A 22,887-nucleotide genomic window follows, 5' to 3' on the forward strand; every position below is an offset into this window, starting at 1 on the left:
CAGGCGAAGCGCCTACAGCGCTGCGCGTCCTTTTAAGACGCGCAAAGGACGCTGCGACGCGTTGAATTCCTGCTCAATATTGCTGGAAGTCCGAAAAGATGGCGTTCGGGCGCGACGTACGGCTGTTGATGCCGGTGCCGCGGGCAATCATCTGTTCGTTCGTGGCAAAGCCGAAACGGCTGTAGCCTTGAGTGCAACGAACCTGGTCGCCGGCGAGGCGAAGGGTTTCAAACCCGCTATGGATAGGACGAAAACGCTTGTTCATGGCCTTGGTTCCTGTGATTCCTCCCAAGACACAGCTGATATTGCGATGCAACATAGATTCCGCAATGCATCACGGCGGGATGCAGCCATGCGAAAATCGCATAGATTGATTCATAAATTATTCAACTTTGGCTAATTTCTAAGCAAAGATAGGGACTTAAGCTTCGCTTGAAAGGCGAGCAGGTCATTCCAGGCCAGCCGCTTGTTTACAGGTGCGGTTAACAGATCCTGCGGATGCAGGCTGGCTATGGCAGGAATGACACAGTCCGCAACGCCAATCTCTTTCCAATGGCCGCGCAGGCCGTGAATCGTATCGCTTTCGCCGAAGAAGAAGCGCGCCGAAAAATTGCCCAGCAGCAGGATCGCCTTGGGTTCGGCAAGCGCGATCTGCCGCTCGATGAAGGGTCGGCAGATGTCCATTTCCGCCGCCGAGGGCGCACGATTGCCAGGTGGTCGCCAGGGGATGACCTGCGTCAACAGTATGGCTGAGCGCGTCAGCCCGATCGCCGTCAGCATCTTGTCGAACAACTGGCCGGATTTTCCCGAGAAGGGCATGCCTTCGCGATCGTCTTCGGCGCTCGGCGCCGAGCCGATCACCATGATCCCGCTTTCGGCATTGCCGCTGGCAAAGATGGTCGAGCGGGCACTGTGCTTGAGGTTGCAGCCGTTGAAAGATTCGATCGCGGTCTTGAGCTCACTGAGCGATCGCGCGGTTTCGGCGACGAAGCGGGCCTGCTGCACCGCCTCGCCATCCGGGATCGCCGGTTGCGGGCTGGAAGATGCACGTTCGGCAGGCGCCGGGCGCGCCGCTGTATTCGGACGCGGCGGTGCCTGACCTGAGGCAGGGCGTTCCCCAGCGGCGGGACGTTGCTGCTGCGCCTGTGCCGCCGCCGGGCGGCGGGCGGCCTTCATCGCCTCGAACTCGGCGAAACGGTCGATAGCCTCTTCCTCCAGCAGCCATTCCACGCCGGCATCCGCATGGAAATGCAGAAGCGCTGCAAGCTCGGCGGGGGAGAGGTCGTTGGCGGAGATCATGCGGCAAGCTTAGCGGAGTGACAGGGGCATTGAAAGGGTGGGCGGGAGATTGCCCGCCCTTGTCTGCTCTATTGCACAGTCCATTGCGCGATGTCCTCGCGTTCGCCGATCAGCGCCAGGCCGTGGGCGATCGACAACAGCTCGCCGCCGCTTTCGATCCGGTCGCGCTCGAAGCGTTCGGTGAAGATGCGGCGCACCGCCGGCACGAAGGAGGTGCCGCCGGTGAGGAACACCTTATCGATCTCCGCAGGCTTCGTCTTGGTCTTGTCGAGCACGTCGTCGAGCGCGCCTTCGATGCGGGCGAGATCATCGGCGATCCAGCCTTCGAAATCGCTGCGCTTGATGCTGCGATGCCCACCGCGACCAAGCGGCGCGAAATCGAAAGGCGCCTCCTCCGCGGCCGAGAGCGCCATCTTCGTCGCCGACACAGCTTGATAGAGCGGGTAGCCCTCGTCATGGTCGATGAGGTCGATGAAGATTTCGAGCTTTTCCGGTTCCAGGCTGGTGCGTACCAGCTTCTTCAGATCCTCGAATTCGCGCGTGGTCTTGAAGATCGACAGCTGGTTCCAGCGGCCGAAGCTGGAATAGTAGTTGGACGGCACTTCGAGAATCTTGTCGAAGCTCTTGAAATGGCTGCCTTTGCCGATCAGCGGTGCGACGATGTTGTCGATCATCCTGTAGTCGAAGTGATCGCCGGCGACGCCGACGCCGGAATGGCCGATCGGTGTTGCCGTCAGCTTGCCGGCAACGGTCTCGAAGCGGATCAGCGAATAGTCGGTCGTGCCGCCACCGAAATCGGCAACCAGTACGGTGGCATCCTGCTTCAGGTTCTGCGCGAAGTAGAAGGCAGCGGCGACCGGCTCATAGACATAGTGGATCTCGGGAAAACCGAAGCGCGACAGCGCCTCATTGTATCGTTCGGTCGCCAACGCCGGATCGGGGCTGGCGCCGGCAAAATGCACCGGCCGGCCGGTGACGATACGGCTGACATCGGAAGGCCAGTGGTCGCCGGCATAGTTGCGCAGGCGCCGCACGAAGACCTCCATCAGATCCTCGAAATTATGCCGTTTGGCGAAGATCAGCGTGCCCTGGAACAGCGCGCTTGCCGCAAAAGTCTTGATCGACTGCAGGAAGCGACATTCGCCGGGATTGTCGATGAATTGGCGGATCGCTGCATGGCCCGCCTCCACCTTCAGCGCTGACGCGCCGAGCTGGGCATCCTTCATGAAGGAAAGCGCCGTGCGCATGCTGTCGGCCGTACCCTCCGTGCTCGTGAACGCCATCGAGCGCGTCGCCCCGCCATCCGCCATGGCGAGAACCGTATTCGTCGTGCCGAAGTCGAAACCCAGCGCCTGAGCCATGCCCGCACCTCTTCATGCCGATCGTTATTGGAGACGGAGCATCGCTCCGCGAAAGGGCGCAAGCACGCCCGGATTCAGGAGGGCGGGTGATGCCACAGGGGCGCGACACATTCAAGAGGAGCGGAAGTTGATGTGATCGCGGGCGCACTTCTTCTCCCGGTTGGAAGAAGAAGTGCGCCGCAAGGATCAATTGGCAATGCCGAACTCAGAGGGCCGTCATCACTCGGCGGCCATTGCCCTTGCCTCCTGCACCTCCGGCTCCTCGACCTTCTTGTGGCCGATCAGGCGGCCGAGGAAGTTTCCGAAGCGGTCCATCTCGACGAAAATGACCGGGGTGATGAAGAGCGTCAGCATCTGCGAGACGATCAGGCCGCCGACGACGGCGATGCCGAGCGGCTGGCGCAGTTCGGAACTTGCGCCGGTGCCGAGCGCGATTGGCAAGGCGCCGAGCAGGGCGCAGAAGGTCGTCATCATGATCGGTCGGAAGCGTCGCACGCAGGCTTCGTGGATCGCCACCGTCGCCTTTTCGCCGGTCGTGCGCATGGTCTCCACCGCCACGTCGATCATCATGATCGCGTTCTTCTTAACGATGCCGATCAGCATCAGCAGGCCGATAAGGGCGATGATCGACAGGTCGAAACCCATGATATCAAGCGCCAACAGCGCACCGAATGCCGCGGCCGGCAGGCCGGACAGAATGGTGAGCGGGTGGATGAAGCTCTCGTAGAGTACGCCGAGCACGACATAGATGGTCAGCACCGCCGCAAGGATGAGGTATGGCGTATTGCCCTGAGACTGCTCGAAAATCTCAGCTGTACCGCCATAGGAAGTGAAAACGTCGGCCGGCATGCTCATTTCCGTCTTGATCTGGTCGATTGCCGCCGTCGCGTCGCTAAGCGAGACGCCTTCCGGCAGGTTGAAGGAAACGGTGGTCGAGACCAGCTGGCCGGTCTGGTTGATGGTGACCGGGCCGACCGTGCGCTCGACATGCGCGAAGTTTGAAAGCGGCACCAGGCTGCCATTGGCCGAGGCGACACGAATTTCCGAGAGCTTCTGGTCGTCCCAGGGCTTGCTGGTGTCGTATTCGACGATGACGTCGTAGCTGTCGCCGGTAGACTGGATTTCCGCCGCTGCATATCCGCTGAAGGATTCCTGCAGCGTCGTGCGCAGCGTATCATTGTCGATCCCGTAGGCGGCTGCCCGCTCGGTATCGATGACGATGTTGGCCTGCAGGGCGTTGTTCTGGGCATCCGAGGTCACGTCGGTGAACAGCCGGTCCTTACGCATCGCCGCCTGGATCTTGCCGGCCCACAGGTTGGTCTGATCAGCACTCAGCGCCTGCACCACCAGCTGATATTGGCTGGCCGTCTGGCGACCGCCGAAGCGCAGGCTCTGGTTCGGTGTCACGAAGGCCTGCAGGCCGGGGATCTTGTTGATCGCCGTGCGCAGCTCGCGCAGCGTCTGGTCAAGCGGCGCACGCTGGTCCTTGTCCTTGAGTTCGACGAACATCGAGCCGTTGTTCTGCGGTTTGTTCGGGTTGCCGCCGATCGTCGACATCACATGGTTGACCGCCGGGTTCGCCTTGACGACGGCTGCCGCCTGCTGCTGCAGCGCCTCCATGGCCGAATAGGAAATGTCTTGCCGGGCCTGCGTGCTGATCGTCAGGCGGCCGATATCCTCCTGTGGGAAGAAGCTTGTCGGCAGCGTCATGAAGAAATAGATCGTCAGTGCCACCGAAGCGAGGAAAACGCCGAGGATCGTGGGGCGGTGGCGAAGGCACCAGCCGACAGCCCTGTCATAGCCGCGAAGCGTCCGTTCGAAGCCGGCATCGAAGATGCGGATCATGAGCGGCGGGCGGCTCTGGTGGTTGGACAGACGCGAGGCGAGCATCGGCGTCACGGTCAGCGAGACGATTGCCGAAGAGATGATCGCAATCGCAACCACCATGCCGAATTCGTTGAACACGCGGCCGACAACGCCGCCCATCAGCAGGATCGGGATGAAGACCGCGATCAACGAAACCGACATGGAAATGATGGTGTAGCTGACTTCGCCCGCACCCTTGATCGCCGCTTCCCGCACCGGCATGCCATCCTCGACATGGCGCAGAATGTTCTCGAGCATGACGATGGCGTCATCCACCACGAGCCCCACCGCGAGCGTTAGTCCGAGCAGCGAGATGTTGTCGATACTGTAGCCGAGCACATACATCATGCCGAAGGTCGAGATCAGCGACAGCGGAACGGCAAGCCCGGGAATGATCGTTGCTGTCGCATGGCCGGTAAAGAGGTAGATGACGAGAACGACGAGGCCGATCGTTAGGAGCAGCGTGAACTTCACGTCGGAGATGGCATCGCGAATCGGCTTTGCGGCGTCATTCATGACGACCGTGTTGACGGAAGGCGGGATTTCGGCGTGAAGCTGCGGCAGCTTGGCGTTGATCGCATCGACGACATCGACCGTGTTGGCATCCGGCTGGCGCTGGATGGCGAGGATGATGCCGCGTTGGCCGTCATACCAGCTGCCGGTATATTGGTTCTCAACACTGTCTTGCACATCGGCAATATCGCCGAGGTGGATCGGCGCGCCGTTCGGATTGGCAATGACGAGCGAACGGAATTGTTCGGCGCTGGTGCGCTGCGTGTTCGCCGTGATGGTCATGCTCTGCGAATTGTTCTGCAGCGTTCCCACAGGCTGCTGGCTGTTGGCGGCAGCAAGCGCCTTGTTCACGGTGTCGATGCCGATGCCGCGGGTCAAAAGCTTATTGGGATCGACCTCGACGCGCACGGCATAGGTCTGCGCACCGTAGACGCTGACCTGGGCAACGCCGGGAAGCGTCGAAAGCGACGGCGAGATGATGTTCTCGGCGATGTCGTCAAGCTTGCTGCGCGGCATGGTGTTGCTCTGCACCGAGAGCAGCATGACAGGCGCATCGGCCGGGTTCGTCTTGCGATAACTCGGCGGCGTCGTCAGATTGTCGGGCAGTTGCCGGGTGGCATGTGAAATCGCGGCCTGCACGTCGGCTGCGGCCGCATCGATATTACGACTGAGGTCGAACTGCAGCACGATGCTGGTGCTGCCGAGCGAACTGGAGGCGCTGATTTCGGTGATCCCGGGAATGGTCTCGAACTGCTTGATCAGCGGCGTCGAAACCGAGGTCGCCATCGTCTGCGGCGAGGCGCCGCTCAACTGTGCCGAAACGTTGATGGTGGGAAAGTCGACCTGCGGTAGCGCTGCGACGGGTACGAGCTGATAACCGGCAAGACCGGCCAGAATGACGCCGATCGCAAGCAGCGTCGTCGCGACGGGGCGCTGGATACAGAAATTCGGGATCATTGCTGAGCTCCCACCGCGATCGTCTCGGATGGCTGCTGTTGCCGAGGCTCTTCGGCGGAGGCGACATCAAGCGTCTTTTCATCGAACTGCTCGTTGATCGCCTGCTGGTCGCTGAGCTGGCCCTGGCCCTCGACGACGACGTGATCGCCTGCCTGAAGGCCCGATTCTATGGCGGTGAAGCCGCCGTTCGCGCGGGCAACGGTGACGGCCGTCAGATGCGATTTGCCGTCCTTGGCGACGAAGGCGAAGAAACCCTCCGGACCAGGGCTGACGGCAACCGTCGGCACCACCACTTGCTGTTGGTCATTGTTGAAATGCACGACGATGTTGACCGACTGGCCGGGCCAGAGAGCGCCGGAGGCATTCTCGAATTTCGCCTTGGCGAGGATCGTGCCCGAGGCCGTATCGACCGTGTTGTCGTAGAAGCTGATTTCGCCCTTTCGCACTTGCCCCTTTGTGGAATTGGGGGCGGTGCTGACCTCGACCGGACCGGCTGCCAAGGCGCTCTTCAGCTCCCTGAGATAGCGTTCCTGCAGGTGGAATTTCACGTAGATCGGATCGTATTTCGCAATAGTGACGATTGCCGCGCCGGCACTGAGGAAAGCGCCCTTGCTGACAGCGATATCGCCGAGCCGGCCGTCGAAGGGAGCGCGGATATCGGTGTGCTCGAGCAAGATCTGATCGGAGGCCAGCGACGCCTTGTCGGCGTCGACCGTGGCTGCAGCGGTATCACGGGCGGCGACCGCCTGGTCGAGGCTCTGCTGGGTGCCGGCCTTCTGATCGAAGAGGTCCTGCGCGCGCGTCAATGCGGTTTCGGCTTCCGAAAGGGTTGCCGTGTCGCGCACGATCATCGCATTGTCCTTGTCGACGGTCGCCTTGGCCGTCCGATCGTCCAGCTTGGCGATCAGGTCCCCGGCTTTGACCGTCGCCCCATCCTGCGCATTGATGCTGACGATCAGGCCCTGTTCCTGTGCGGCAATGGTCGTATTGTCATCGGCATTGGCCCAGCCGGACGCCGTCACATCCATCGGCAGCGTCGTCGTCACGGCTGCGACTGTTTTGACGACGGTCGGGCCGCCACCACCGCGTCTGCGCCCGCCGCCCTGATGTTGCCCGCCATCTTGCCCCTGATCTGCCTGTGCCTGCTGCCCGCCGCCATTGCCGGTTTCCGGCTGCTTGATGAACTGCGAGAGGTAGGGAATGCGAGAGGCATAAGGGACCCGATTCCCGAATTGCCAGACGCCGACGGCGGCAACGGCGATAACGCTGATGGTGATCCAAAATTTCTTCATGGGCGATACCGGTCTTTGGGCAAGGTTGCGGGGGGCAAGGTTGCGAATTTTATGCCCCGATTGAGCCACTTATATTGCGGCGCAAAAAAGACATAATTCCCGGGTCGTGATCACTAAGTGGTTATAACGGCTTAAATTTTTGTAATGAATATTCCGTAATATTCAAACTATACTAATATAGTCCCAGTGTAACCCGACGCCGTTTGACGGCGGAGGGCAGGCGGCTCGCGACAAGACGATGTCGATCCGTGCGCCGTCATTTGCCCCCCGCGAAGAACACGGAAAAAACCAGAGAAGGCAGGTCGTCATGACCGAGTTGGACGCCAGCGAATTTCGTTCTCTCATCATAAGTGTGTTTCCTGAACTCACGGCCTCCGTCTTCAAGCTGGCGGCGAAGGGCTGGGATTCGATGGCGGTCGACGTTGACGACACGCTGATCTTCAAGTTTCCTCGCAATCTCGGCGCGGAAAGAGCGCTTCAGAAGGAAGCCGCCTTGCTCGACATCGTTCGGCCGTCGTTGTCGATGGCGGTTCCAGATATGCGCATTCATGACGGGCCGCCGATCTTCTCCAGCCATGCCAAGCTCGACGGCGAACATCTCATCGCCGAAGATTACGATGCGCTTGGTGAAGGCGATCGTCAGCATCTCGCCGAAGATCTCGCCCGCTTTTACGCCGAGTTGCACGTGCTCGATGCCGATCGCCTGCGCTCGGCCGGTGCCGGCGCGATCCAGCCATGGCAATCGCCGGAGACGGTGCGAACGAGGGCTTTGCCGCTGCTGCCGCCTGACATCAAGAGCTTTGCCCAGGCCATCATTTCCGATTTCGAAGCCTTGCCGCCCGATCCTTACGGCAGCATCTACGGCTTCTTCGATGGTCATGGCTGGAACATGGCCTTCGACCATGCGCAAAAGCGGCTGAATGGCATTTATGATTTTGGCGATTCAGGCTTTGGCCCGTTGCATCAGGAATTCATCTATTCGAACTTCATCTCGCCCGATCTGACCGCCCGCATCGTATCGGCCTATGAAATGCTGACTGGACGCAGGCTCGACCGGCGGCGTATTGCGATCCTGACGGGTTTCCATCGTCTTTCCGAACTCGCCGAATTTGCGGACGATCCGGCTTACGTCGAACAGATGATCCGAAGTGCGGCGACATGGGCGGCGGCGGCCCGCGTCGGCTGAGAGGGAATGGTCAGACCGACCGCGCCGCGCCGCCGTCGCAGCGGATGAGCGAGCCGGTGATGTAGCTTGCCGGCTGGCTGCACAGGAAGGCAGCGGTTGCGGCAAATTCCTCGACCCTGCCGTAGCGGCCGACCGGAATGCGCGCTTCCTTGTCGGTACGGATCTCCTCGAGGCTCTTGCCAGTCCGCTTTGCCGCAGCCCCATCGAGATCGTCGAGCCGCGCCGTCAGGATACTGCCCGGCAGGAGCAGGTTGGTGGTGACGCCGAAGCTCGCCACTTCGGAGGCAAGCGTCTTGCTCCACCCGGCAAGGGCCGGGCGCAGCGTATTCGACAGCGCCAGATTGGCAATCGGTTCGATCACGCCGGATGAGGCAACCGTGAGGATGCGGCCCCAGCCCTGCGCCTTCATGCCGGGCAGCAGCGCATTGGTGAGCGTGATCACCCGAGCGACCATGGAGAGGAAATAGCTTTCGAGCTTTTCGCCCGTCATGTCCTCCGTCGTGCCGGGCGTCGGTCCGCCGGTATTGTTGACGAGGATATCGAGCCCGCCGAACTTCTCCTTCACCGCCGTCGTCGTCATCTCCACGAAGCGTTCGTCCCCGAGGTCGGCCCAGATCCAGTCGGCCCGGCCTTTGCCTTCGCCATTGATCGCCTTGCAATTGGCGTCCAGCTGTTCGCCGCTGCGCCCGCAGAGCAGCACGTTTGCGCCTTCCCGCGCCAGCGCCACGGCGATGCCGAGGCCGAGGCCGCGCGAAGAGGCGAGGACGAGTGCCCGTTTGCCCTTGATGCCGAGATCCATGATTGTCCTCCGATATGTCAGAGCGATGTATAAGGCGCAAGCAGCGGAAAAGGAAAGGGAATGTGACCGGTTCGGCAGCGTTTGATAATTGACGTTGACGTAAGCGTTATGTAATTCTGCCCCACGAGACGTCATCATTGTGCGAATTGGAAGATTGGCTGTCGTATCCCGGCTCGACAATGCTTTGTCGTTTTGACAAGAAAGTGCCATGACGGGGATGACGGCCGCGTGCCGCCAAGCGGAGACGAGTGAATGACCGAGACGACTGAGCTGCCCGAACGCGAGAGCATGGAATTCGACGTGGTGATTGTCGGCGCCGGTCCTGCCGGTCTTGCGGCGGCGATCCGGTTGAAGCAGGTCAATCCGGAACTCTCCGTCGTCGTGCTGGAGAAGGGCGCGGAAGTTGGCGCGCATATCCTCTCGGGCGCGGTGGTCGACCCGATCGGCATCGACCGGCTGTTGCCCGGCTGGCGCGACGAGGCCGATCATCCGTTCAAGACCAAGGTCACATCAGATCACTTCCTGCTGCTTGGTCCGGCCGGCTCTGTTCGCCTGCCGAATGTGCTGATGCCGCCCCTGATGAACAATCACGGCAACTACATCGTCTCGCTCGGGCTCGCCTGTCGCTGGCTGGCGACCAAGGCCGAAGAACTCGGCGTCGAAATCTATCCGGGTTTTGCTGCAACCGAGGTGCTCTACAATGACGAGGGTGCCGTCATCGGGGTCGCCACCGGCGACATGGGCATCGAGAAGAACGGCGAACCCGGCCCGAACTATACCCGCGGCATGGAACTGCTCGGCAAATATGTGCTGATCGGCGAGGGTGTGCGCGGCTCGCTCGCCAAGCAGCTGATTGCCAAGTTCGATCTGCAGAAAGACCGTGAACCGCAAAAATTCGGCATCGGCATCAAGGAGCTCTGGCAGGTGAAGTCCGAGAACCATCGGCCGGGCCTGGTGCAGCACTCCTTCGGCTGGCCGCTCGGCATGAAGACCGGCGGCGGCTCCTTCCTCTATCACCTGGAAGACAATCTGGTGGCGGTCGGCTTCGTCGTCCACCTCAATTACAAGAACCCCTATCTCTATCCCTTCGAGGAATTCCAGCGCTTCAAGACCCATCCGGCGATCCGCACCACCTTCGAGGGCGGCAAGCGGCTGTCTTATGGCGCTCGCGCCATCACCGAGGGCGGCTACCAGTCGGTGCCGAAGCTTTCCTTCCCCGGCGGGGCGCTGATCGGCTGTTCGGCCGGTCTCGTCAACGTGCCGCGCATCAAGGGCAGCCACAATGCGGTGCTGTCGGGCATGCTGGCCGCCGAGAAGATCGCCGCGGCGATTGCTTCAGGCCGCAGCCATGACGAAGTGACCGAGATCGAGAATGAATGGCGCAAGGGCGACATCGGCAAGGATTTGAAGCGGGTGCGCAACGTCAAGCCGCTGTGGTCGAAGTTCGGTACCGCACTTGGCGTTGCGCTCGGCGGCTTCGACATGTGGACCAACACGCTGTTCGGCTTTTCCGTCTTCGGCACGCTGAAACATGGCAAGACCGATGCGCAGTCGCTCGAACCTGCCTCGATGCACAAGCCGATCGCCTATCCGAAACCCGATGGCGTCTTGACCTTCGACCGGCTGTCCTCGGTGTTCCTGTCGAACACCAATCACGAGGAGGACCAGCCGGTGCATCTGCAGGTCAAGGACATGGCGCTGCAGAAGACTTCGGAACACGACATCTATGCCGGCCCGTCGACGCGCTACTGTCCGGCCGGCGTTTATGAATGGGTGGAAAAGGATGGCAAGGACGTCTTCGTCATCAACGCCCAGAACTGCGTGCACTGCAAGACCTGCGACATCAAGGACCCCAACCAGAACATCAACTGGGTGCCGCCGCAGGGCGGCGAGGGGCCGGTCTATCCGAACATGTGAGGCGGCTTGTCCTCGCGGCCGACAATTTCACGTGCTGACGCCTTCGTGATCGCCTCCTGCCGGAGGCTGTTAGCCGTTCGTTAACCATAATTTCCTTAGCTTGCGACATCGTGTTGACGCACTAAGGACACATTCATGACGATCTCCCGCCGGGGCTTCCTGATCGCCCTGCCGCTTTTCGTGGCCGGCTGCTCTTCGACCGGTCTGAACAGCCAGACCAATTATGCTGCACTTCCGGACGAAAAATTCCCGTTGAAGCAGGTGCCGATCGACAAGATCAAGCCGGAGCTCCGCCGCCAGGAAGTGGCCTACGAAACCACCCATGCTGCCGGCACCGTGATCGTCGATACACCCGCGCGCCGCGCCTATTACGTCCTCGGCGGGGGCAGGGCGATGCGTTATGGTGTCGGTGTCGGTCGCGAGGGGCTGGCCTTTGCAGGTAACGCCTATATCGGCCGCAAGGCCGAGTGGCCGAGCTGGACGCCCACCGAAAACATGCAGCGCCGTGAAGAGCGCTATCGCAAGCTTGCCGGCGGCATGCCGGGCGGCCCGAACAACCCGCTCGGTGCGCGGGCCATGTATCTCTTTCGCGGCGGCAACGATACCCATTTTCGCATTCATGGCACCAACCAGCCGCAATCGATTGGTCTCGCCATGTCGAGCGGCTGTGTCCGCATGATGAACCACGACGTGATCGACCTCTATAGCCGCGTCGAGGTCGGCGCCAGGGTCGTCGTCATCCAGGCCTGACTTGGCCGTTCGAAGCTCGGTAAGGACGCCGTCTCCATTGAAAAAGCCGCCGCAGCGATGGCTGCAGGCGGCTTTCATCTGCCGTTGGTGTTGGATTTCAGCGGCGCGGTGCCGCAATACCAGTCGAAAGCGCCACGCCGATGCCGGTGATCACGGCGGCGCTGATTTCCGTCATGCCGATGGCTTCGCCAAGCAGCAAGCCGCCGCCAAGCGTTGCGAGCACCGGCGTCAGCGCCGTGAAGGCGGCGGCCTGTGTTCCCCCGAGTGTTCTGACGGCGGTGCCGTAGGCGACCATGGCGACGAGGCCGGAAAGAACGCCCTGGCTCAGCACCTGCAGGCCGATCTCCTGAAGAGGAACCTGTGGCAGCGAGATGCCGAAGATGAGGGCGAGCGCGCCCATGATCAGGAAGGACCAGACGGCGATCAAGGCGCTCGCCTGCACGGCGGTCAGGCCCGAGCGGCGGAAGGCATGCGTATAGCTTGCCCATAAAACGGCGCCGGCCGGCAACAGCACGAAGCTCATCCATGGCAGCGAGGCGTCCGCAAGGCTGCGCGTGAGCAGGATCAGCACGCCGGCGACGATCGCAACGAGCCCAGCGATGCGGGTGCTGTCGGGTCTTTCACGAAACAGCACAATGCCGATCAGCGCCGCGGCAAGCGGCATGGAGCCGCCGAGCAGGATCCCTGAGGAGGCGGCCGGCGTCGAGTGGATTGCCAGCGTCGTCAGCAGGAAGAAGACGGCGCCGGAGCCTGACACCATGATTGCCAGCAGGTGAAGTGGCAGGGCCTTCGGCAGCAGCCCCGTCTTCAGCCAGACGGGTGAAAGCACCAGCGCCGGAATTCCGAAGCGGATCAGCCCGATGTCGATCGAGCCGAGCGGCGTTGCTGCGCTGTGGCGGGTGACAAGAAACCATGTCGCCCAGATCAGCACGGTAATAGTGCCGCCGGCATAACCCAGTACCTGCGACGGCGACTTGTCGTTCGTGAAAGCAATGGTGGTCATCGTTCTGTCCTTTCTTTCATCCGGAGCCTGTCCGGTTGAAGAGAAGACTAGCGCCAGAGGTCAGGGCATGTCCTTGCTATCTATGGCTTAAAAATCATGCTATGCGCAATCTTCTGCCAACTTATGCCAGCAGGGATCACGAAAATGCCAAATCTCGATAAATTCGATATCGCCATCCTGAAGTGCCTGCAGGAGGATGCGCGGGCCACCAATGTCGAGATCGCCGAGAAGGTGAACCTTTCGCCGTCGCCCTGCCTGCGCCGCATCCGCAATCTCGAACGCTCCGGGATCATCCGCGGTTACACCGCGGATATCGATCGCAAGGAAGTCGGTCTCGGCCTCACCGTCTTCGTCGAATTCAAGGTCGTCCAGCACAGCCGCGAAAATTCCGAGGCGCAGCAGAAGGCTCTGCTCGCCATCCCCGAGATCGTCTCCTGCTTCCTGATTTCAGGCACGGCCGATTTCCTTGCCGAAGTGGTAGTGGAGGATCTCGCCGCCTACGAACGGCTTCTGACCGAAACGCTGTTGACCTTGCCGAATGTCAGCGACATCCGCTCGAATTTCGCCATCCGCAGCATCAAGACGCACGGGCCGCTGAAACTGCCCGAGGGAAAATAATTCCCCTCGGGCATGCTTGCAGGTTAGAGCAGCGTCCCGCTGAGGATGAGCAGCGCCACCGAGAAGTAGATGACGAGCCCGGTGACATCGACCAGCGTGGCGACGAAGGGGGCCGAGGCGCTGGCCGGATCGAGCCGGAGCTTCTGCAGCACGAAGGGCAGCATCGAGCCGCAGATCGAGCCGAAGGTGACGATCCCGATCAGGGCGGCAAACACCGTGACGGCGACCATCTGCCAGTGCGGGCCGTAATCGTAGAGCCCGGCCGACTGCCAGAAGACGATGCGGACGAAGCCGACGAGGCCGAGGATCGCGCCGAGCACGACGCCCGTCGGCAGTTCGCGCAAAAGCACCTTCCACCAGTCCGAAAGCTTCAGCTCGCCGAGCGCCAGTGCCCGGATGATCAGCGAGGTCGCCTGCGAACCGGAATTGCCGCCCGAGCTCATGATCAGCGGGATGAACAACGTCAGCACCACGGCCTTTTCCAGCTCGCCTTCGAAATGCTGCATGGCGCTTGCCGTCAGCATCTCGCCGAGGAACAGGGCTGCGAGCCAGCCGGCGCGCTTGCGGATCATGCCAGCGAAGCTGATCTTCATGTAGGGCTGGCCGAGCGCCTCCATGCCGCCGAACCTCTGGGCCGCTTCCGTCGTGTCCGATATCATCGTGTCGATCACGTCGTCGACAGTGACGATGCCGAGCATCTGCCCATGTTCGTCGGTGACGGGCAAGGCGAGCAGGTCGTGCTTGCGGATCAGCCGGGCGACATCCTCCTGCTTCATCAGCGGATCCGCCGAAACCGGCGCGCCCTTCTGTGCCACCGAGAGGATCGAAGCGTCTGGCTCGCCGGTGATGAGGCGACGCAGCGTCACCACATGCAGCAGCGCATGGCTGACCTCGTCCAGCACATAGATGGCGTAGACGGTCTCGCGCGAGCGTTCGACCTGGCGCACATGGTCGAGTGTGCGGGCGACGGTCCAGCTATCAGGCACGCTGACGAACTCCGTGGTCATGATGCCGCCGGCCGTGCGCGGCGGATAGCCCATCAGGTGCTGGATCGCGATGCGCACCGGTTCGTCGAGGCTGGAGAACAGCCGGGCGCGAGTCTCGCCGTCGAGTTCAAGCAGCACGTCGGCGACGCGGTCGTTGGACATGCCGTGCAGCAGCCGTGCGGCGTCCTCGGCGCTGATCAGCGCAAGAATCTGTGGGGCGTTGCGAAGCTCCGGCCGGTCGAGAATGTTGACCGCATAGTCGAGCGGCATGCCGCATAGAACACGCCCGGCGTCCTGGACGCTCAGCGCGTTCAACGCTTCGACGCGTTCGGCGATCGTTGCGCCGCGGCTGTTGTTGATGAAGGCACGGGCGGCATGGCCTGCCCGAAGAGGGAAGCGATTGATATTCATTTGAGGCTCGCCTTTCCGTCGATCCGCCGTAGCGTCCGATCGGGCGAGCCGACAGGAGTCGGTCAGCGCACGAGGGTCGCGTACGGCAAGGGCAATCGACTGCTACTGTCGCTTGGCATCGTTATGATGGCTCCGTTGAAATCCGTGGCTGACGAGTGTCGTCCACGTGAGTGCTAGGTGGTCCCGAACGCGGAAAAAGTCAAGCGGGGTAAATGCTTAACGCCAGAATGTCGCACCCTGCGATGCGGCATTCCAGGCGGGTTTATACGACCTTGCGGGAAATACCGGGCCTGCTGGCTGGAATCTCAGAATCCTGCAAGCACAGCCTTGCCCTTCATCCTGCCGCTTTCGACCATGGCATGCGCCGTCTTGAGGTTTGCCGCATTGATTGGCCCGACGATCTCTGAAAGCGTCGTGCGGATCTTTCCGCCGTCGACGAGCTCGGAAACCCTGTTCAACAGCTTGTGCTGCTCGATCATGTCAGGCGTGCCGTAGAGCGGGCGGGTGAACATCAACTCCCAATGAACTGAGACGGCCTTTCGCTTGAAGGGCACGATGTCGAGCGTCTTCGGATCGTCGATCAATGCGAAGCGGCCCTGCGGCGCAATCGCTTCGACGATGTCGCCAATATGGCTGTCTGTATTGGTGGTCGAGAATATGAATCCCGGCGCGCCGATGCCGAGCGCTGCCACCTGCGGCGCGATCGGTTTGGAATGGTCGACGACGTGATGCGCGCCGAGTTCCTTCACCCAGTCCTGCGTCTCCGGCCGCGAGGCCGTGGCGATCACCGTCAGATCGGTCAATGCTCGGGCGATCTGAATGGCGATCGAGCCAACGCCGCCAGCGCCGCCGATAATCAGGATGGAGCGTCCCGCTCCTAAAACCGCGTCCTGCACCTTTAGCCGGTCGAACAGCGCTTCGTAGGCCGTAATCGAGGTCAGCGGCAGGGCGGCCGCAGCAGCGAAATCGAGGCTTTTCGGTTTGGTGCCGACGATGCGCTCGTCGACGAGATGGAATTCGGCATTGCTGCCCGGGCGGCTGATGACCCCGGAGTAGAACACCTCGTCGCCGGGGCTGAACAGGGTGACATCAGTGCCGATGGCCTTGACGATGCCGGCGGCATCCCAGCCGAGCACCTTGAGCTCGTCCGCGGGCGGTGCGGAATGGGCGCGCACCTTCACGTCGACGGGATTGACCGAAACGGCTTTGATTTCGACGAGCAGATCGTGGCCCCTAGCCTCCGGCATCGGCAGCTCGACATCGATCAGCGAGGTCTCGGCGGAGATCGGTTGGGGCGTTTTATAGGCGACGGCGCGCATGGGAAACTCCTGTGTTCGTTGCACGGAAGCTAGATGCGCACTATGGTCTGACAACGCAAGAATGCACAAATTCTGTACGTAGTACCCAAAAGGATACTGTAAAATGTCATTGCCGCGCGCCAAGCTCGTCAAGAATTTCCCCGGCTGCCCGGTCGAAGCGACGCTGACTTACCTCGACGGGAAGTGGAAGGGCGTGATCCTCTTTCATCTGATGGAAGGAACCCTGCGCTTCAATGAATTGCGGCGTAAGCTGCCGGCCGTGACCCAGCGCATGCTGACCAAGCAACTGCGTGAATTGGAAGATTCCGGTCTGGTATCACGCACCGTCTATCCGGTCGTGCCGCCGAGGGTGGAATATGCAATGACGCCGCTCGGCATGACGCTGAAGCCCGTCATCCAGGCGTTGGCGGCCTGGGGTGACGATTATGTCTTCTGCCGCCCGGAAGGCCGCGAGCTGCGCCTGGCCTCAGACGGCCTGCGCGCTCCCGTCGCGGCGCTCGAGGCGTAGCGAGGCTGCAAAGACGAAGAGGCCGAGGAAGGATAGCACCGCACCGACGTAGCCGGTCGCCGCAAAACCGTAGCCTGCGGCGATGACGAGACCGCCGAGCCAAGCGCCGATCGCATTGGCGATGTTGAAGGCGGAATGGTTGGAAGCGGCCGCTAACGTCTGCGCATCGGCGGCGACATCCATCAGCCGCGTCTGCAGCGCCGGGCCGGCGGCAAAACCGCAGCCGACAAGGAAGACGCAAAGGCCGAGCATATAGGGGTTGGCGGCGGTCAGCGAGAAGGTGGTCAGCACGACGACATTATAGATGAGCGACCCGCCGATCGTGCCGAGCAGCGATTTGTCGGCGAGCCACGAGCCGATGAAATTGCCCGCGTTCATGCCGACGCCGAAAAGGACCAGCATGATCGGAACGGCTGTTTCCGGGAGCATAGCCACCTCAGTCGTCGTCGAGGCGATATAGCTGAACATCGCGAACATGCCGCCGTAACCGACGGCGGCGATGCCGAGCGTCAGCCACACCTGCGGCCGGCGGAAGGCGCCGAGTTCGCGCAGGAAGCCAGCTTCCTCGGAAACCCTGTCCTTCGGAACGCAGAACCAGATCAGCGCCACCGTCAGCAGGCCGAGCACGCCGACCGAGAAAAACGCCACCTGCCAGTCGAGTGACTGGCCGAAGAATGTCGTCAACGGCGTGCCGAGAAGTGTCGCAACGGTCAGGCCGAGCATGACGCGGCCAACGGCACGGGCGCGGCGATGCACCGGCACCATCGAGGCGGCGACAAGGGCCGCGACGCCGAAATAGGCGCCGTGCGGCAGGCCGCTGACGAAACGCAGCAGCGTGAAGCTTTCGAAGGTCGGCGCCATGGCGCTTGATATGTTGCCGGCGGCAAAGATCAGCATCAGCGTCAAAAGCAGGGTGCGGCGCGCCATCTTCGCGGCGAGCACGGCAATGACGGGTGCGCCGACGACGACGCCGAGCGCATAGGCGCTGATGACGTAGCCGGCTTGTGGCGTCGTGACTGAGAAGGTGTCGGCGACATTGGGCAGCAGCCCCATGATCGCGAATTCGCCGGTGCCGATGCCGAAGCCGCCGCAGGCCAGCGCCAATTGGACCAGCGCCACGGTCATTGCCGACGGCAGCTCTTCATCCTGGCTATCAATGGAGTCCCGACTATCGACTGAAATATTGGCGGCAATCTCACTCACGAGAGCTCCTCGAGGCGGTTTCTGCTTGGCAATGGCCCCTGGCGCAGGCGCGGCCGCGAGCCGATCGGTGGGAAATGGCGGGAGGTGGAGACGAGGTCTCCAATACGCCATCTATCCGTGACCTCTCGGTCGCCGTCGAGTGCATTTTTTGCAGTGCAGCGTCCTGCTATGTGCATACGTCTATTGCAATTTTTGCATTTCTGTCCTTTCTCCGGAAAGATGGCTGCGCTTGAAATCGCCGATACTGCAACCATCTCAAGGGCAAGGCAGGAGCATTTTCCGCGCCAGAGACGGGAGCTCTCATGAAGCTTGTAGGCTTTTTCAATCGCGACGGCGGTACCTTCAAGACCACCGACATGCTGGCCTATGAGAAGAGGGCGGAAGCGGCTTTCCGCGAAGCGGGACACGATTTCGACGCCATCGTCTTCTCAGGAAAGGAAATCATTCCCGCCATGGAGCGGGCGGCCAAGCGCGATGATATCGACGGTATCGTCGCCGGCGGCGGCGACGGCACGATTTCGGCGGCGGCATCGATCGCCTGGAAAAACGGAATTGCGCTCGGCGTCGTGCCCGCCGGCACGATGAACCTCTTTGCCCGCTCGCTGCGGGTGCCGCTCGATATCTGGCAGGCGCTTGATGTGCTTGCTTCCGGCGAGGTCGACAATGTCGATATCGCCAGCGCCAACGGCCGTCCCTTCATCCACCAGTTTTCCGCCGGCCTGCATGCCCGCATGGTGCGCTACCGCAACGCCTACAGCTATCGTTCCCGGCTGGGCAAGATCCGGGCAAGCACGAAGGCGGCTTTGGGTGTTATCTTCAACCCGCCGGAATTCGAGGTCGAGTTCGAGGCGGCCGGCATGCGGGAGCGCCGTAGGGTGTCGGCGATCTCGGTCTCCAACAATCCCTTCGGTGAGAATGCGCTGCTCTACGCCGATAATTTGACAAGCGGCGAACTCGGCTTCTACACGGCAAATCCGCTGAAGCCTCTGGGTGTCGCCCGACTCGCCGTCGACATGCTGCGCGGCAAGGTCCGCGAGAATGCCGATGTCATGGTGCTGCACCCGGCCGAAGTGCACCTGCATTTCCCCAAACTGCGCTTCAAGGCCAATTGCGTCATGGACGGCGAGTTGCTGCCGCTCCAACGCGATGTCTCGATCCGGCTGCATCCGGGCGAATTGAAGGTCCTCGTCAAGCAGGGCCTTGCGGCGCAGGTGGACGCCAGCGAACGCCGCGAGCCCGCAGCATAAGTCGGCCGCTGCATAGTCTTCAGAGCCGCGGCAGATAAGTGCGGTAGTCGAAATCCGAAACCGTGCGCAGATGCGCAAGCGCTTCCTTGCGCTTGGTGTCGCCATAGAGCGCCTGATAACGTGCGCCGAAGATATCGGCGATGAAGGGCGAGGTGCGGAAGGTCTCGACGGCGCTGAGGAAATCATGCGTCAGTCGCGTCGTATTCACAGACGTGTGCGAGGGCGTGGTCTCTTCGCCGGGGTCGAGTTCGCCATCGAGACCGGTGAGCATGCCGCCAAGGATTGCGGCGAGCAGCAGATAGGGATTGGCATCGGCGCCGGCGACGCGGTGTTCGATGCGTGCGGCCGGCCCATCCTTGTCGGGTATGCGGATCGCCGTGCCGCGATGACCGCTGCCCCAGGTCAGATCGACAGGCGCAAACGAGCCCGGCTGGAAGCGCCGGTAGGAATTGGCGAAGGGAGCGAAGATCAGCTGCGCCTCGCGCATCGTGTTAAGCAGGCCCGCTGTCACCGATTTGAGCCGCTTCGGCTCGCCGCCCTTGGCGTCGAGGATGTTGCGGCCTTGCCGGTCGATGATGCTCGCATGCACATGCAGGCCGGAGCCGGCATGGTCGGAATAGGGCTTGGCCATGCAGGTCGATTTCAACCCGTGGCGGCGCGCCGACTGTTCGGCGATGCGCTTGAGATAGAGGCAATCATCGGCGGCTGCCAGCGCGTCGGCGCGGTGCAGCAGGTTGACCTCGAACTGGCCCGGACCGAATTCCGCCGTCGTCGCATCCGCCGGCAGCCCCTGTACGCTCGCATAGGCCCTCAGCGTCCTGAGATAGCCGTCGAGCGCGTCGACAGCGCTCATGTCGTAGAGCTGGAAACCGTTCGGTTCGCCGCGATAAGTAAGGCTTTCGGGCGGGGAAGGGCGTCCGGTCTCGCGCCAGTCTCCCGACATCACGTAGAATTCCAGCTCGGTTGCCACAACAGGCGTGAGGCCGCGCGTGGCATAGCGCTCCAGCACTGCGGCGAGGATGGCGCGCGGATCCATGAAGCTCGGGCTGCCGTCGAATTCGTGCATGGTGGCGAGCACCTGCATCGAGCCCTCCGGCGCCCAGGGCATCGGCGCCAGGCTGCGCCGGTCGGCAACGACCATGCCGTCGGGATCGCCGATCGTCAGCGACAGGCCGGTGATGTCGTCATTGTCGTCGCCCCAGATGTCGAGCGATTGCGTTGAGGTCGGCAGGCGGATCTCGCCGGCCCAGACCTTACCTTGTGCGTCGAGCGGAAGCTGCTTGCCGCGCAGGTCGCCGCTCATGCCGACGATCAGGACCTCGAAACGCGGGTCGCCGCCATCGGTCTTGCCGTTCATCCTGTCGCTCGCCATGACCTTGAAAATCCTCCGGGGCAAGGCCAAGCTCCTATCCCATCGATAGAAGCCTTTCAATCCGCGGGGCTCTTTTCCCAGTCATGCCCGACACTTGCCCCCCAACCTTGCCGCGACCGACGCCGCGCACCATCTGCATCCCTTCGCGGACATCAAGAAGCTGAATGCCTATTGGCCAGAGATCGACCGCATCTGCAAGGCGCGCAACATCCTGCTTGGCAATGGGGCCCTTGCGAGAAAGCAGCTATGTCGATGCCGGGTCAACGTAGCTGCTGTCGGATAATGGGCAAAGCCAAGGTGAGGAGCGCGGCGGAAACCATGACGACACCATAAGGTACCTTCCGGCTCGCCCGGATTTCCTCGACGCGCATGAAAAAGGCGAGATGTGCGACGGGCAGCGGCACCGGCAGCCGCAGGACCAGGAGCGTCACGACGCCGAGCACGAGGAGGAAAAACGAAAACGGCAGCATTCCCTGCCATCCGATAAAAAGGCCGATCGGCAGGAAAAGCTTGGCGTCTCCTGCGCCAAACAGCCGGAACGCCCAGAGCGCCATCCCAAGGGCGAACATCAGCAGACCGGCTCCGACGTCGCCGCCAATTCCGCTCGAAGCAAACAGCGCAGCGCCGACATCCTGTGAGCCAAGGATCACGGCGACCGTGCGCAATGCATAAAGTGCAACGAGCGCGAGCACGATCGTGTTGGGGATCTTCCATGTGCGGAAATCGGTCCAGGCGGCGTAGAGAAAAAGAAATACCGAAAGCGAACTAATAACATCGATCATTTGCGGCATGGTATTCACCCTTTTGGGCTATTATAGCCTGATTTTCAAGTTGCTCTACAGTAAATCCAGACGACTGAGTCAGTTTTTACGAATGGGCACCGGGACTTTGGTCTTAACCATAAAGTATAGATGTCGAGAGATTGCGTATAAAACGATTGACTAAATTAGAGTTAAGAGATTATTAATGGTCCCAGTCGAAGAGGCGGTCTCGACGACAGGGCGGCCGGGGGGAATACGGCGCACAACTTATCTGGGAGGAAATTCTCGATGAAAGCCTTTGTAAATAGCGTACGCGCTTTCGCGCGGGAAGAAGACGGCGTCGCACTCACTGAATACCTCATTCTGCTTGCCTTGCTGGTTGGTGGCGTGATCACGGCGGTGACATTGGCCGGCACCAATCTGGCTACCGTTTGGAACGGCTGGGCAGGCTGGTTTACGACCAACCTGACCGCCCCGGCAGCCTGATATTGGCGTTCGAAAAAGCGAGGGGTTTTATTAACCCCTCTCTTCTAAATTAGCATCAATGAATGGATGCGCTCCGTCCAGTGTAGCGAGTAACCGCGATGCGTTCCTCAACGATTTTAAGTCTCGTTATTGCGTTTGTGCTCGCAGCAGCAGCAGTGTTCGGCATGCGCGAGTATCTCTCCGATCAGAAGGCCCTGCTGCTGGCGATGAACGGCATGAAGGCCGAGGAAAGAACACTCGTTGTCGCCGACAAGCCAATGCGCTTCGGTGACCGGATCCGATCCGAAAATCTCAGGGCCATTCCGTGGCCCTCGAATGAAACGCCCGCAGGCTCGTTCGTCAGCATCGAGGCGGTCGTTGGCAGCGATGCCCAGCCCCGCTATGCCATGGCGGCGATCGACCCCGGCGAGCCGGTGCTATCCTCGAAAATCACTGGTGCCGGCGAACGCGCCACGCTGTCGGCGGCGCTCGACCAGGGCATGAAGGCGGTTTCCATCCGCGTCAACGACGTGCTCGGCGTTGCCGGCTTCGTAAGGCCTTCCGATCGCGTCGACGTGCTTCTGACACGGGTCGTGCGCGGGCCGGCGGGCAACGATCAGAGCTTGGTTGATGTGCTGCTGCAAGGCGTCAAGGTGCTGGCGGTGGACCAGACGGCAGACGAGCGCAAGGACGAGCCATCCGTCGTGAAAACCGTGACCTTTGAGGTCACGACCGATGAGGCGCAGCGCCTTACCCTCGGCTCCAGTATCGGCACGCTGTCGCTGGCGCTTCGCAATATTGCCTCTTCTTCCATCGAGCAAACCCGGCAGATCACCGTCGCCGACCTCGGTGGCGGGGCGATGGCGGCAGAGCTCGGCAATGATCTGGAAAAGAATAAGTTGCCAGAACCTGAAAAACAAGTGCAGATTGTGGAGCCAAAGGTTGAGCCGGTGTTGTCGGTCGAGCCGAAGTGGGTAACAGTGGGGGTCTGGAACACGACGAAGCGCGAGGAGCACCGAGTCGGCCTGGTCCAGTGATGTTTATGCGGCCTGCC

20 protein-coding genes and 1 pseudogene are annotated in these 22,887 nt (G+C 61.6%); 9 read left to right on the plus strand and 12 right to left on the minus strand.

Going from position 1 to position 22,887, the window contains the following annotated elements; all coding sequences use genetic code 11:
- Nucleotides 1–73: 73 nt before the first annotated feature.
- The 5 genes from AB8B31_RS05775 to AB8B31_RS05795 form a co-directional block, all read right to left on the minus strand.
- A complete protein-coding gene (locus AB8B31_RS05775) occupies nucleotides 74–265 on the minus strand; it encodes a hypothetical protein (protein ID WP_131702274.1) in 192 nt (63 codons plus the stop codon).
- Between the two features lie 131 nt (nucleotides 266–396).
- Entirely contained in the window at nucleotides 397–1,299 is a 903-nt protein-coding gene (locus tag AB8B31_RS05780) for a uracil-DNA glycosylase (protein ID WP_131702275.1), read from the minus strand.
- 68 nt (nucleotides 1,300–1,367) lie between these two features.
- The gene (locus tag AB8B31_RS05785) at nucleotides 1,368–2,660 is read right to left on the minus strand and encodes an Hsp70 family protein (protein WP_131702276.1); all 1,293 of its coding nucleotides are present in this window, start codon (nucleotides 2,658–2,660) and stop codon (nucleotides 1,368–1,370) included.
- A gap of 219 nt (nucleotides 2,661–2,879) precedes the next feature.
- Nucleotides 2,880–5,996 (minus strand): efflux RND transporter permease subunit, encoded by a 3,117-nt coding sequence (locus AB8B31_RS05790; protein WP_439007421.1) that lies wholly within the window; start codon nucleotides 5,994–5,996, stop codon nucleotides 2,880–2,882.
- Nucleotides 5,993–7,288: an efflux RND transporter periplasmic adaptor subunit gene (locus tag AB8B31_RS05795; RefSeq protein ID WP_131702278.1), complete on the minus strand. Its 1,296-nt coding sequence runs from the start codon at nucleotides 7,286–7,288 to the stop codon at nucleotides 5,993–5,995. The genes AB8B31_RS05790 and AB8B31_RS05795 overlap by 4 nt, the downstream gene beginning before the upstream one ends.
- A gap of 307 nt (nucleotides 7,289–7,595) precedes the next feature.
- On the opposite strand from AB8B31_RS05795, the gene AB8B31_RS05800 reads away from it, so the two are divergent.
- Complete coding sequence (locus tag AB8B31_RS05800) at nucleotides 7,596–8,474, plus strand: phosphotransferase family protein (RefSeq protein WP_131702279.1); 879 nt, start codon at nucleotides 7,596–7,598, stop codon at nucleotides 8,472–8,474.
- 10 nt (nucleotides 8,475–8,484) lie between these two features.
- Here AB8B31_RS05800 and AB8B31_RS05805 read toward each other — a convergent pair whose 3' ends face one another.
- Nucleotides 8,485–9,273, minus strand: coding sequence for an SDR family oxidoreductase (locus AB8B31_RS05805; protein ID WP_131702280.1), 789 nt, complete (start codon nucleotides 9,271–9,273; stop codon nucleotides 8,485–8,487).
- Nucleotides 9,274–9,525: 252 nt separating this feature from the next.
- Between AB8B31_RS05805 and AB8B31_RS05810 the strand changes: the two genes are divergently transcribed.
- On the plus strand, nucleotides 9,526–11,190 hold the full coding sequence (locus tag AB8B31_RS05810) for an electron transfer flavoprotein-ubiquinone oxidoreductase (protein ID WP_166480306.1): 1,665 nt from the start codon (nucleotides 9,526–9,528) through the stop codon (nucleotides 11,188–11,190).
- Nucleotides 11,191–11,325: 135 nt separating this feature from the next.
- The gene (locus AB8B31_RS05815; protein WP_017990864.1) at nucleotides 11,326–11,940 is read left to right on the plus strand and encodes a L,D-transpeptidase; all 615 of its coding nucleotides are present in this window, start codon (nucleotides 11,326–11,328) and stop codon (nucleotides 11,938–11,940) included.
- A 97-nt stretch (nucleotides 11,941–12,037) separates the two neighbouring features.
- Here AB8B31_RS05815 and AB8B31_RS05820 read toward each other — a convergent pair whose 3' ends face one another.
- Entirely contained in the window at nucleotides 12,038–12,943 is a 906-nt protein-coding gene (locus AB8B31_RS05820; RefSeq protein ID WP_131702282.1) for a DMT family transporter, read from the minus strand.
- Between the two features lie 96 nt (nucleotides 12,944–13,039).
- On the opposite strand from AB8B31_RS05820, the gene AB8B31_RS05825 reads away from it, so the two are divergent.
- Nucleotides 13,040–13,561: an Lrp/AsnC family transcriptional regulator gene (locus tag AB8B31_RS05825; protein WP_026230818.1), complete on the plus strand. Its 522-nt coding sequence runs from the start codon at nucleotides 13,040–13,042 to the stop codon at nucleotides 13,559–13,561.
- A gap of 23 nt (nucleotides 13,562–13,584) precedes the next feature.
- Here the strand turns inward: AB8B31_RS05825 and mgtE are convergent, their stop codons facing one another.
- Nucleotides 13,585–14,958: a magnesium transporter gene (gene mgtE / locus AB8B31_RS05830; protein ID WP_131702283.1), complete on the minus strand. Its 1,374-nt coding sequence runs from the start codon at nucleotides 14,956–14,958 to the stop codon at nucleotides 13,585–13,587.
- Nucleotides 14,959–15,263: 305 nt separating this feature from the next.
- A complete protein-coding gene (locus tag AB8B31_RS05835) occupies nucleotides 15,264–16,277 on the minus strand; it encodes a zinc-binding alcohol dehydrogenase family protein (RefSeq protein WP_131702284.1) in 1,014 nt (337 codons plus the stop codon).
- A gap of 103 nt (nucleotides 16,278–16,380) precedes the next feature.
- Between AB8B31_RS05835 and AB8B31_RS05840 the strand changes: the two genes are divergently transcribed.
- Nucleotides 16,381–16,785, plus strand: coding sequence for a winged helix-turn-helix transcriptional regulator (locus tag AB8B31_RS05840; protein ID WP_131702285.1), 405 nt, complete (start codon nucleotides 16,381–16,383; stop codon nucleotides 16,783–16,785).
- Here AB8B31_RS05840 and AB8B31_RS05845 read toward each other — a convergent pair.
- Complete coding sequence (locus AB8B31_RS05845; RefSeq protein ID WP_205928167.1) at nucleotides 16,744–17,988, minus strand: MFS transporter; 1,245 nt, start codon at nucleotides 17,986–17,988, stop codon at nucleotides 16,744–16,746. The two genes, AB8B31_RS05840 and AB8B31_RS05845, sit on opposite strands and share 42 nt — an antisense overlap.
- Nucleotides 17,989–18,290: 302 nt before the next feature.
- On the opposite strand from AB8B31_RS05845, the gene AB8B31_RS05850 reads away from it, so the two are divergent.
- The gene (locus AB8B31_RS05850) at nucleotides 18,291–19,235 is read left to right on the plus strand and encodes a diacylglycerol/lipid kinase family protein (RefSeq protein WP_047621471.1); all 945 of its coding nucleotides are present in this window, start codon (nucleotides 18,291–18,293) and stop codon (nucleotides 19,233–19,235) included.
- Between the two features lie 19 nt (nucleotides 19,236–19,254).
- Here AB8B31_RS05850 and AB8B31_RS05855 read toward each other — a convergent pair whose 3' ends face one another.
- Nucleotides 19,255–20,607 (minus strand): glutamine synthetase family protein, encoded by a 1,353-nt coding sequence (locus tag AB8B31_RS05855; RefSeq protein ID WP_131702286.1) that lies wholly within the window; start codon nucleotides 20,605–20,607, stop codon nucleotides 19,255–19,257.
- Here AB8B31_RS05855 and AB8B31_RS05860 point away from each other — a divergent pair.
- A pseudogene (locus tag AB8B31_RS05860) lies at nucleotides 20,512–20,776 on the plus strand (hypothetical protein); the annotation flags it as partial. The gene AB8B31_RS05855 and the pseudogene AB8B31_RS05860 overlap by 96 nt on opposite strands.
- A gap of 91 nt (nucleotides 20,777–20,867) precedes the next feature.
- Here the strand turns inward: AB8B31_RS05860 and AB8B31_RS05865 are convergent.
- Nucleotides 20,868–21,398: an A24 family peptidase gene (locus AB8B31_RS05865; protein WP_131702287.1), complete on the minus strand. Its 531-nt coding sequence runs from the start codon at nucleotides 21,396–21,398 to the stop codon at nucleotides 20,868–20,870.
- 258 nt (nucleotides 21,399–21,656) lie between these two features.
- Here AB8B31_RS05865 and AB8B31_RS05870 point away from each other — a divergent pair, with 258 nt between their 5' ends.
- On the plus strand, nucleotides 21,657–21,854 hold the full coding sequence (locus AB8B31_RS05870) for a Flp family type IVb pilin (protein ID WP_018241340.1): 198 nt from the start codon (nucleotides 21,657–21,659) through the stop codon (nucleotides 21,852–21,854).
- A gap of 98 nt (nucleotides 21,855–21,952) precedes the next feature.
- Nucleotides 21,953–22,870 (plus strand): Flp pilus assembly protein CpaB, encoded by a 918-nt coding sequence (cpaB, locus tag AB8B31_RS05875; protein WP_047621474.1) that lies wholly within the window; start codon nucleotides 21,953–21,955, stop codon nucleotides 22,868–22,870.
- The last annotated feature ends 17 nt before the right edge of the window (nucleotides 22,871–22,887 follow it).

The sequence above is a fragment of the Rhizobium sp. 62_C5_N11_2 genome (assembly GCF_051811185.1).
Classification (GTDB): Bacteria; Pseudomonadota; Alphaproteobacteria; order Rhizobiales; family Rhizobiaceae; genus Rhizobium; species Rhizobium leguminosarum.

Bases quoted from the DNA above. Each gene is read 5' to 3' on its own strand.
- AB8B31_RS05775 (WP_131702274.1), bottom strand. From the start codon at position 265: ATGAACAAGCGTTTTCGTCCTATCCATAGCGGGTTTGAAACCCTTCGC.
- AB8B31_RS05780 (WP_131702275.1), bottom strand. From the start codon at position 1,299: ATGATCTCCGCCAACGACCTCTCCCCCGCCGAGCTTGCAGCGCTTCTG.
- AB8B31_RS05785 (WP_131702276.1), bottom strand. From the start codon at position 2,660: ATGGCTCAGGCGCTGGGTTTCGACTTCGGCACGACGAATACGGTTCTC.
- AB8B31_RS05790 (WP_439007421.1), bottom strand. From the start codon at position 5,996: ATGATCCCGAATTTCTGTATCCAGCGCCCCGTCGCGACGACGCTGCTT.
- AB8B31_RS05795 (WP_131702278.1), bottom strand. From the start codon at position 7,288: ATGAAGAAATTTTGGATCACCATCAGCGTTATCGCCGTTGCCGCCGTC.
- AB8B31_RS05800 (WP_131702279.1), top strand. From the start codon at position 7,596: ATGACCGAGTTGGACGCCAGCGAATTTCGTTCTCTCATCATAAGTGTG.
- AB8B31_RS05805 (WP_131702280.1), bottom strand. From the start codon at position 9,273: ATGGATCTCGGCATCAAGGGCAAACGGGCACTCGTCCTCGCCTCTTCG.
- AB8B31_RS05810 (WP_166480306.1), top strand. From the start codon at position 9,526: ATGACCGAGACGACTGAGCTGCCCGAACGCGAGAGCATGGAATTCGAC.
- AB8B31_RS05815 (WP_017990864.1), top strand. From the start codon at position 11,326: ATGACGATCTCCCGCCGGGGCTTCCTGATCGCCCTGCCGCTTTTCGTG.
- AB8B31_RS05820 (WP_131702282.1), bottom strand. From the start codon at position 12,943: ATGACCACCATTGCTTTCACGAACGACAAGTCGCCGTCGCAGGTACTG.
- AB8B31_RS05825 (WP_026230818.1), top strand. From the start codon at position 13,040: ATGCTATGCGCAATCTTCTGCCAACTTATGCCAGCAGGGATCACGAAA.
- mgtE (WP_131702283.1), bottom strand. From the start codon at position 14,958: ATGAATATCAATCGCTTCCCTCTTCGGGCAGGCCATGCCGCCCGTGCC.
- AB8B31_RS05835 (WP_131702284.1), bottom strand. From the start codon at position 16,277: ATGCGCGCCGTCGCCTATAAAACGCCCCAACCGATCTCCGCCGAGACC.
- AB8B31_RS05840 (WP_131702285.1), top strand. From the start codon at position 16,381: ATGTCATTGCCGCGCGCCAAGCTCGTCAAGAATTTCCCCGGCTGCCCG.
- AB8B31_RS05850 (WP_047621471.1), top strand. From the start codon at position 18,291: ATGAAGCTTGTAGGCTTTTTCAATCGCGACGGCGGTACCTTCAAGACC.
- AB8B31_RS05855 (WP_131702286.1), bottom strand. From the start codon at position 20,607: ATGGCGAGCGACAGGATGAACGGCAAGACCGATGGCGGCGACCCGCGT.
- AB8B31_RS05865 (WP_131702287.1), bottom strand. From the start codon at position 21,398: ATGCCGCAAATGATCGATGTTATTAGTTCGCTTTCGGTATTTCTTTTT.
- AB8B31_RS05870 (WP_018241340.1), top strand. From the start codon at position 21,657: ATGAAAGCCTTTGTAAATAGCGTACGCGCTTTCGCGCGGGAAGAAGAC.
- cpaB (WP_047621474.1), top strand. From the start codon at position 21,953: ATGCGTTCCTCAACGATTTTAAGTCTCGTTATTGCGTTTGTGCTCGCA.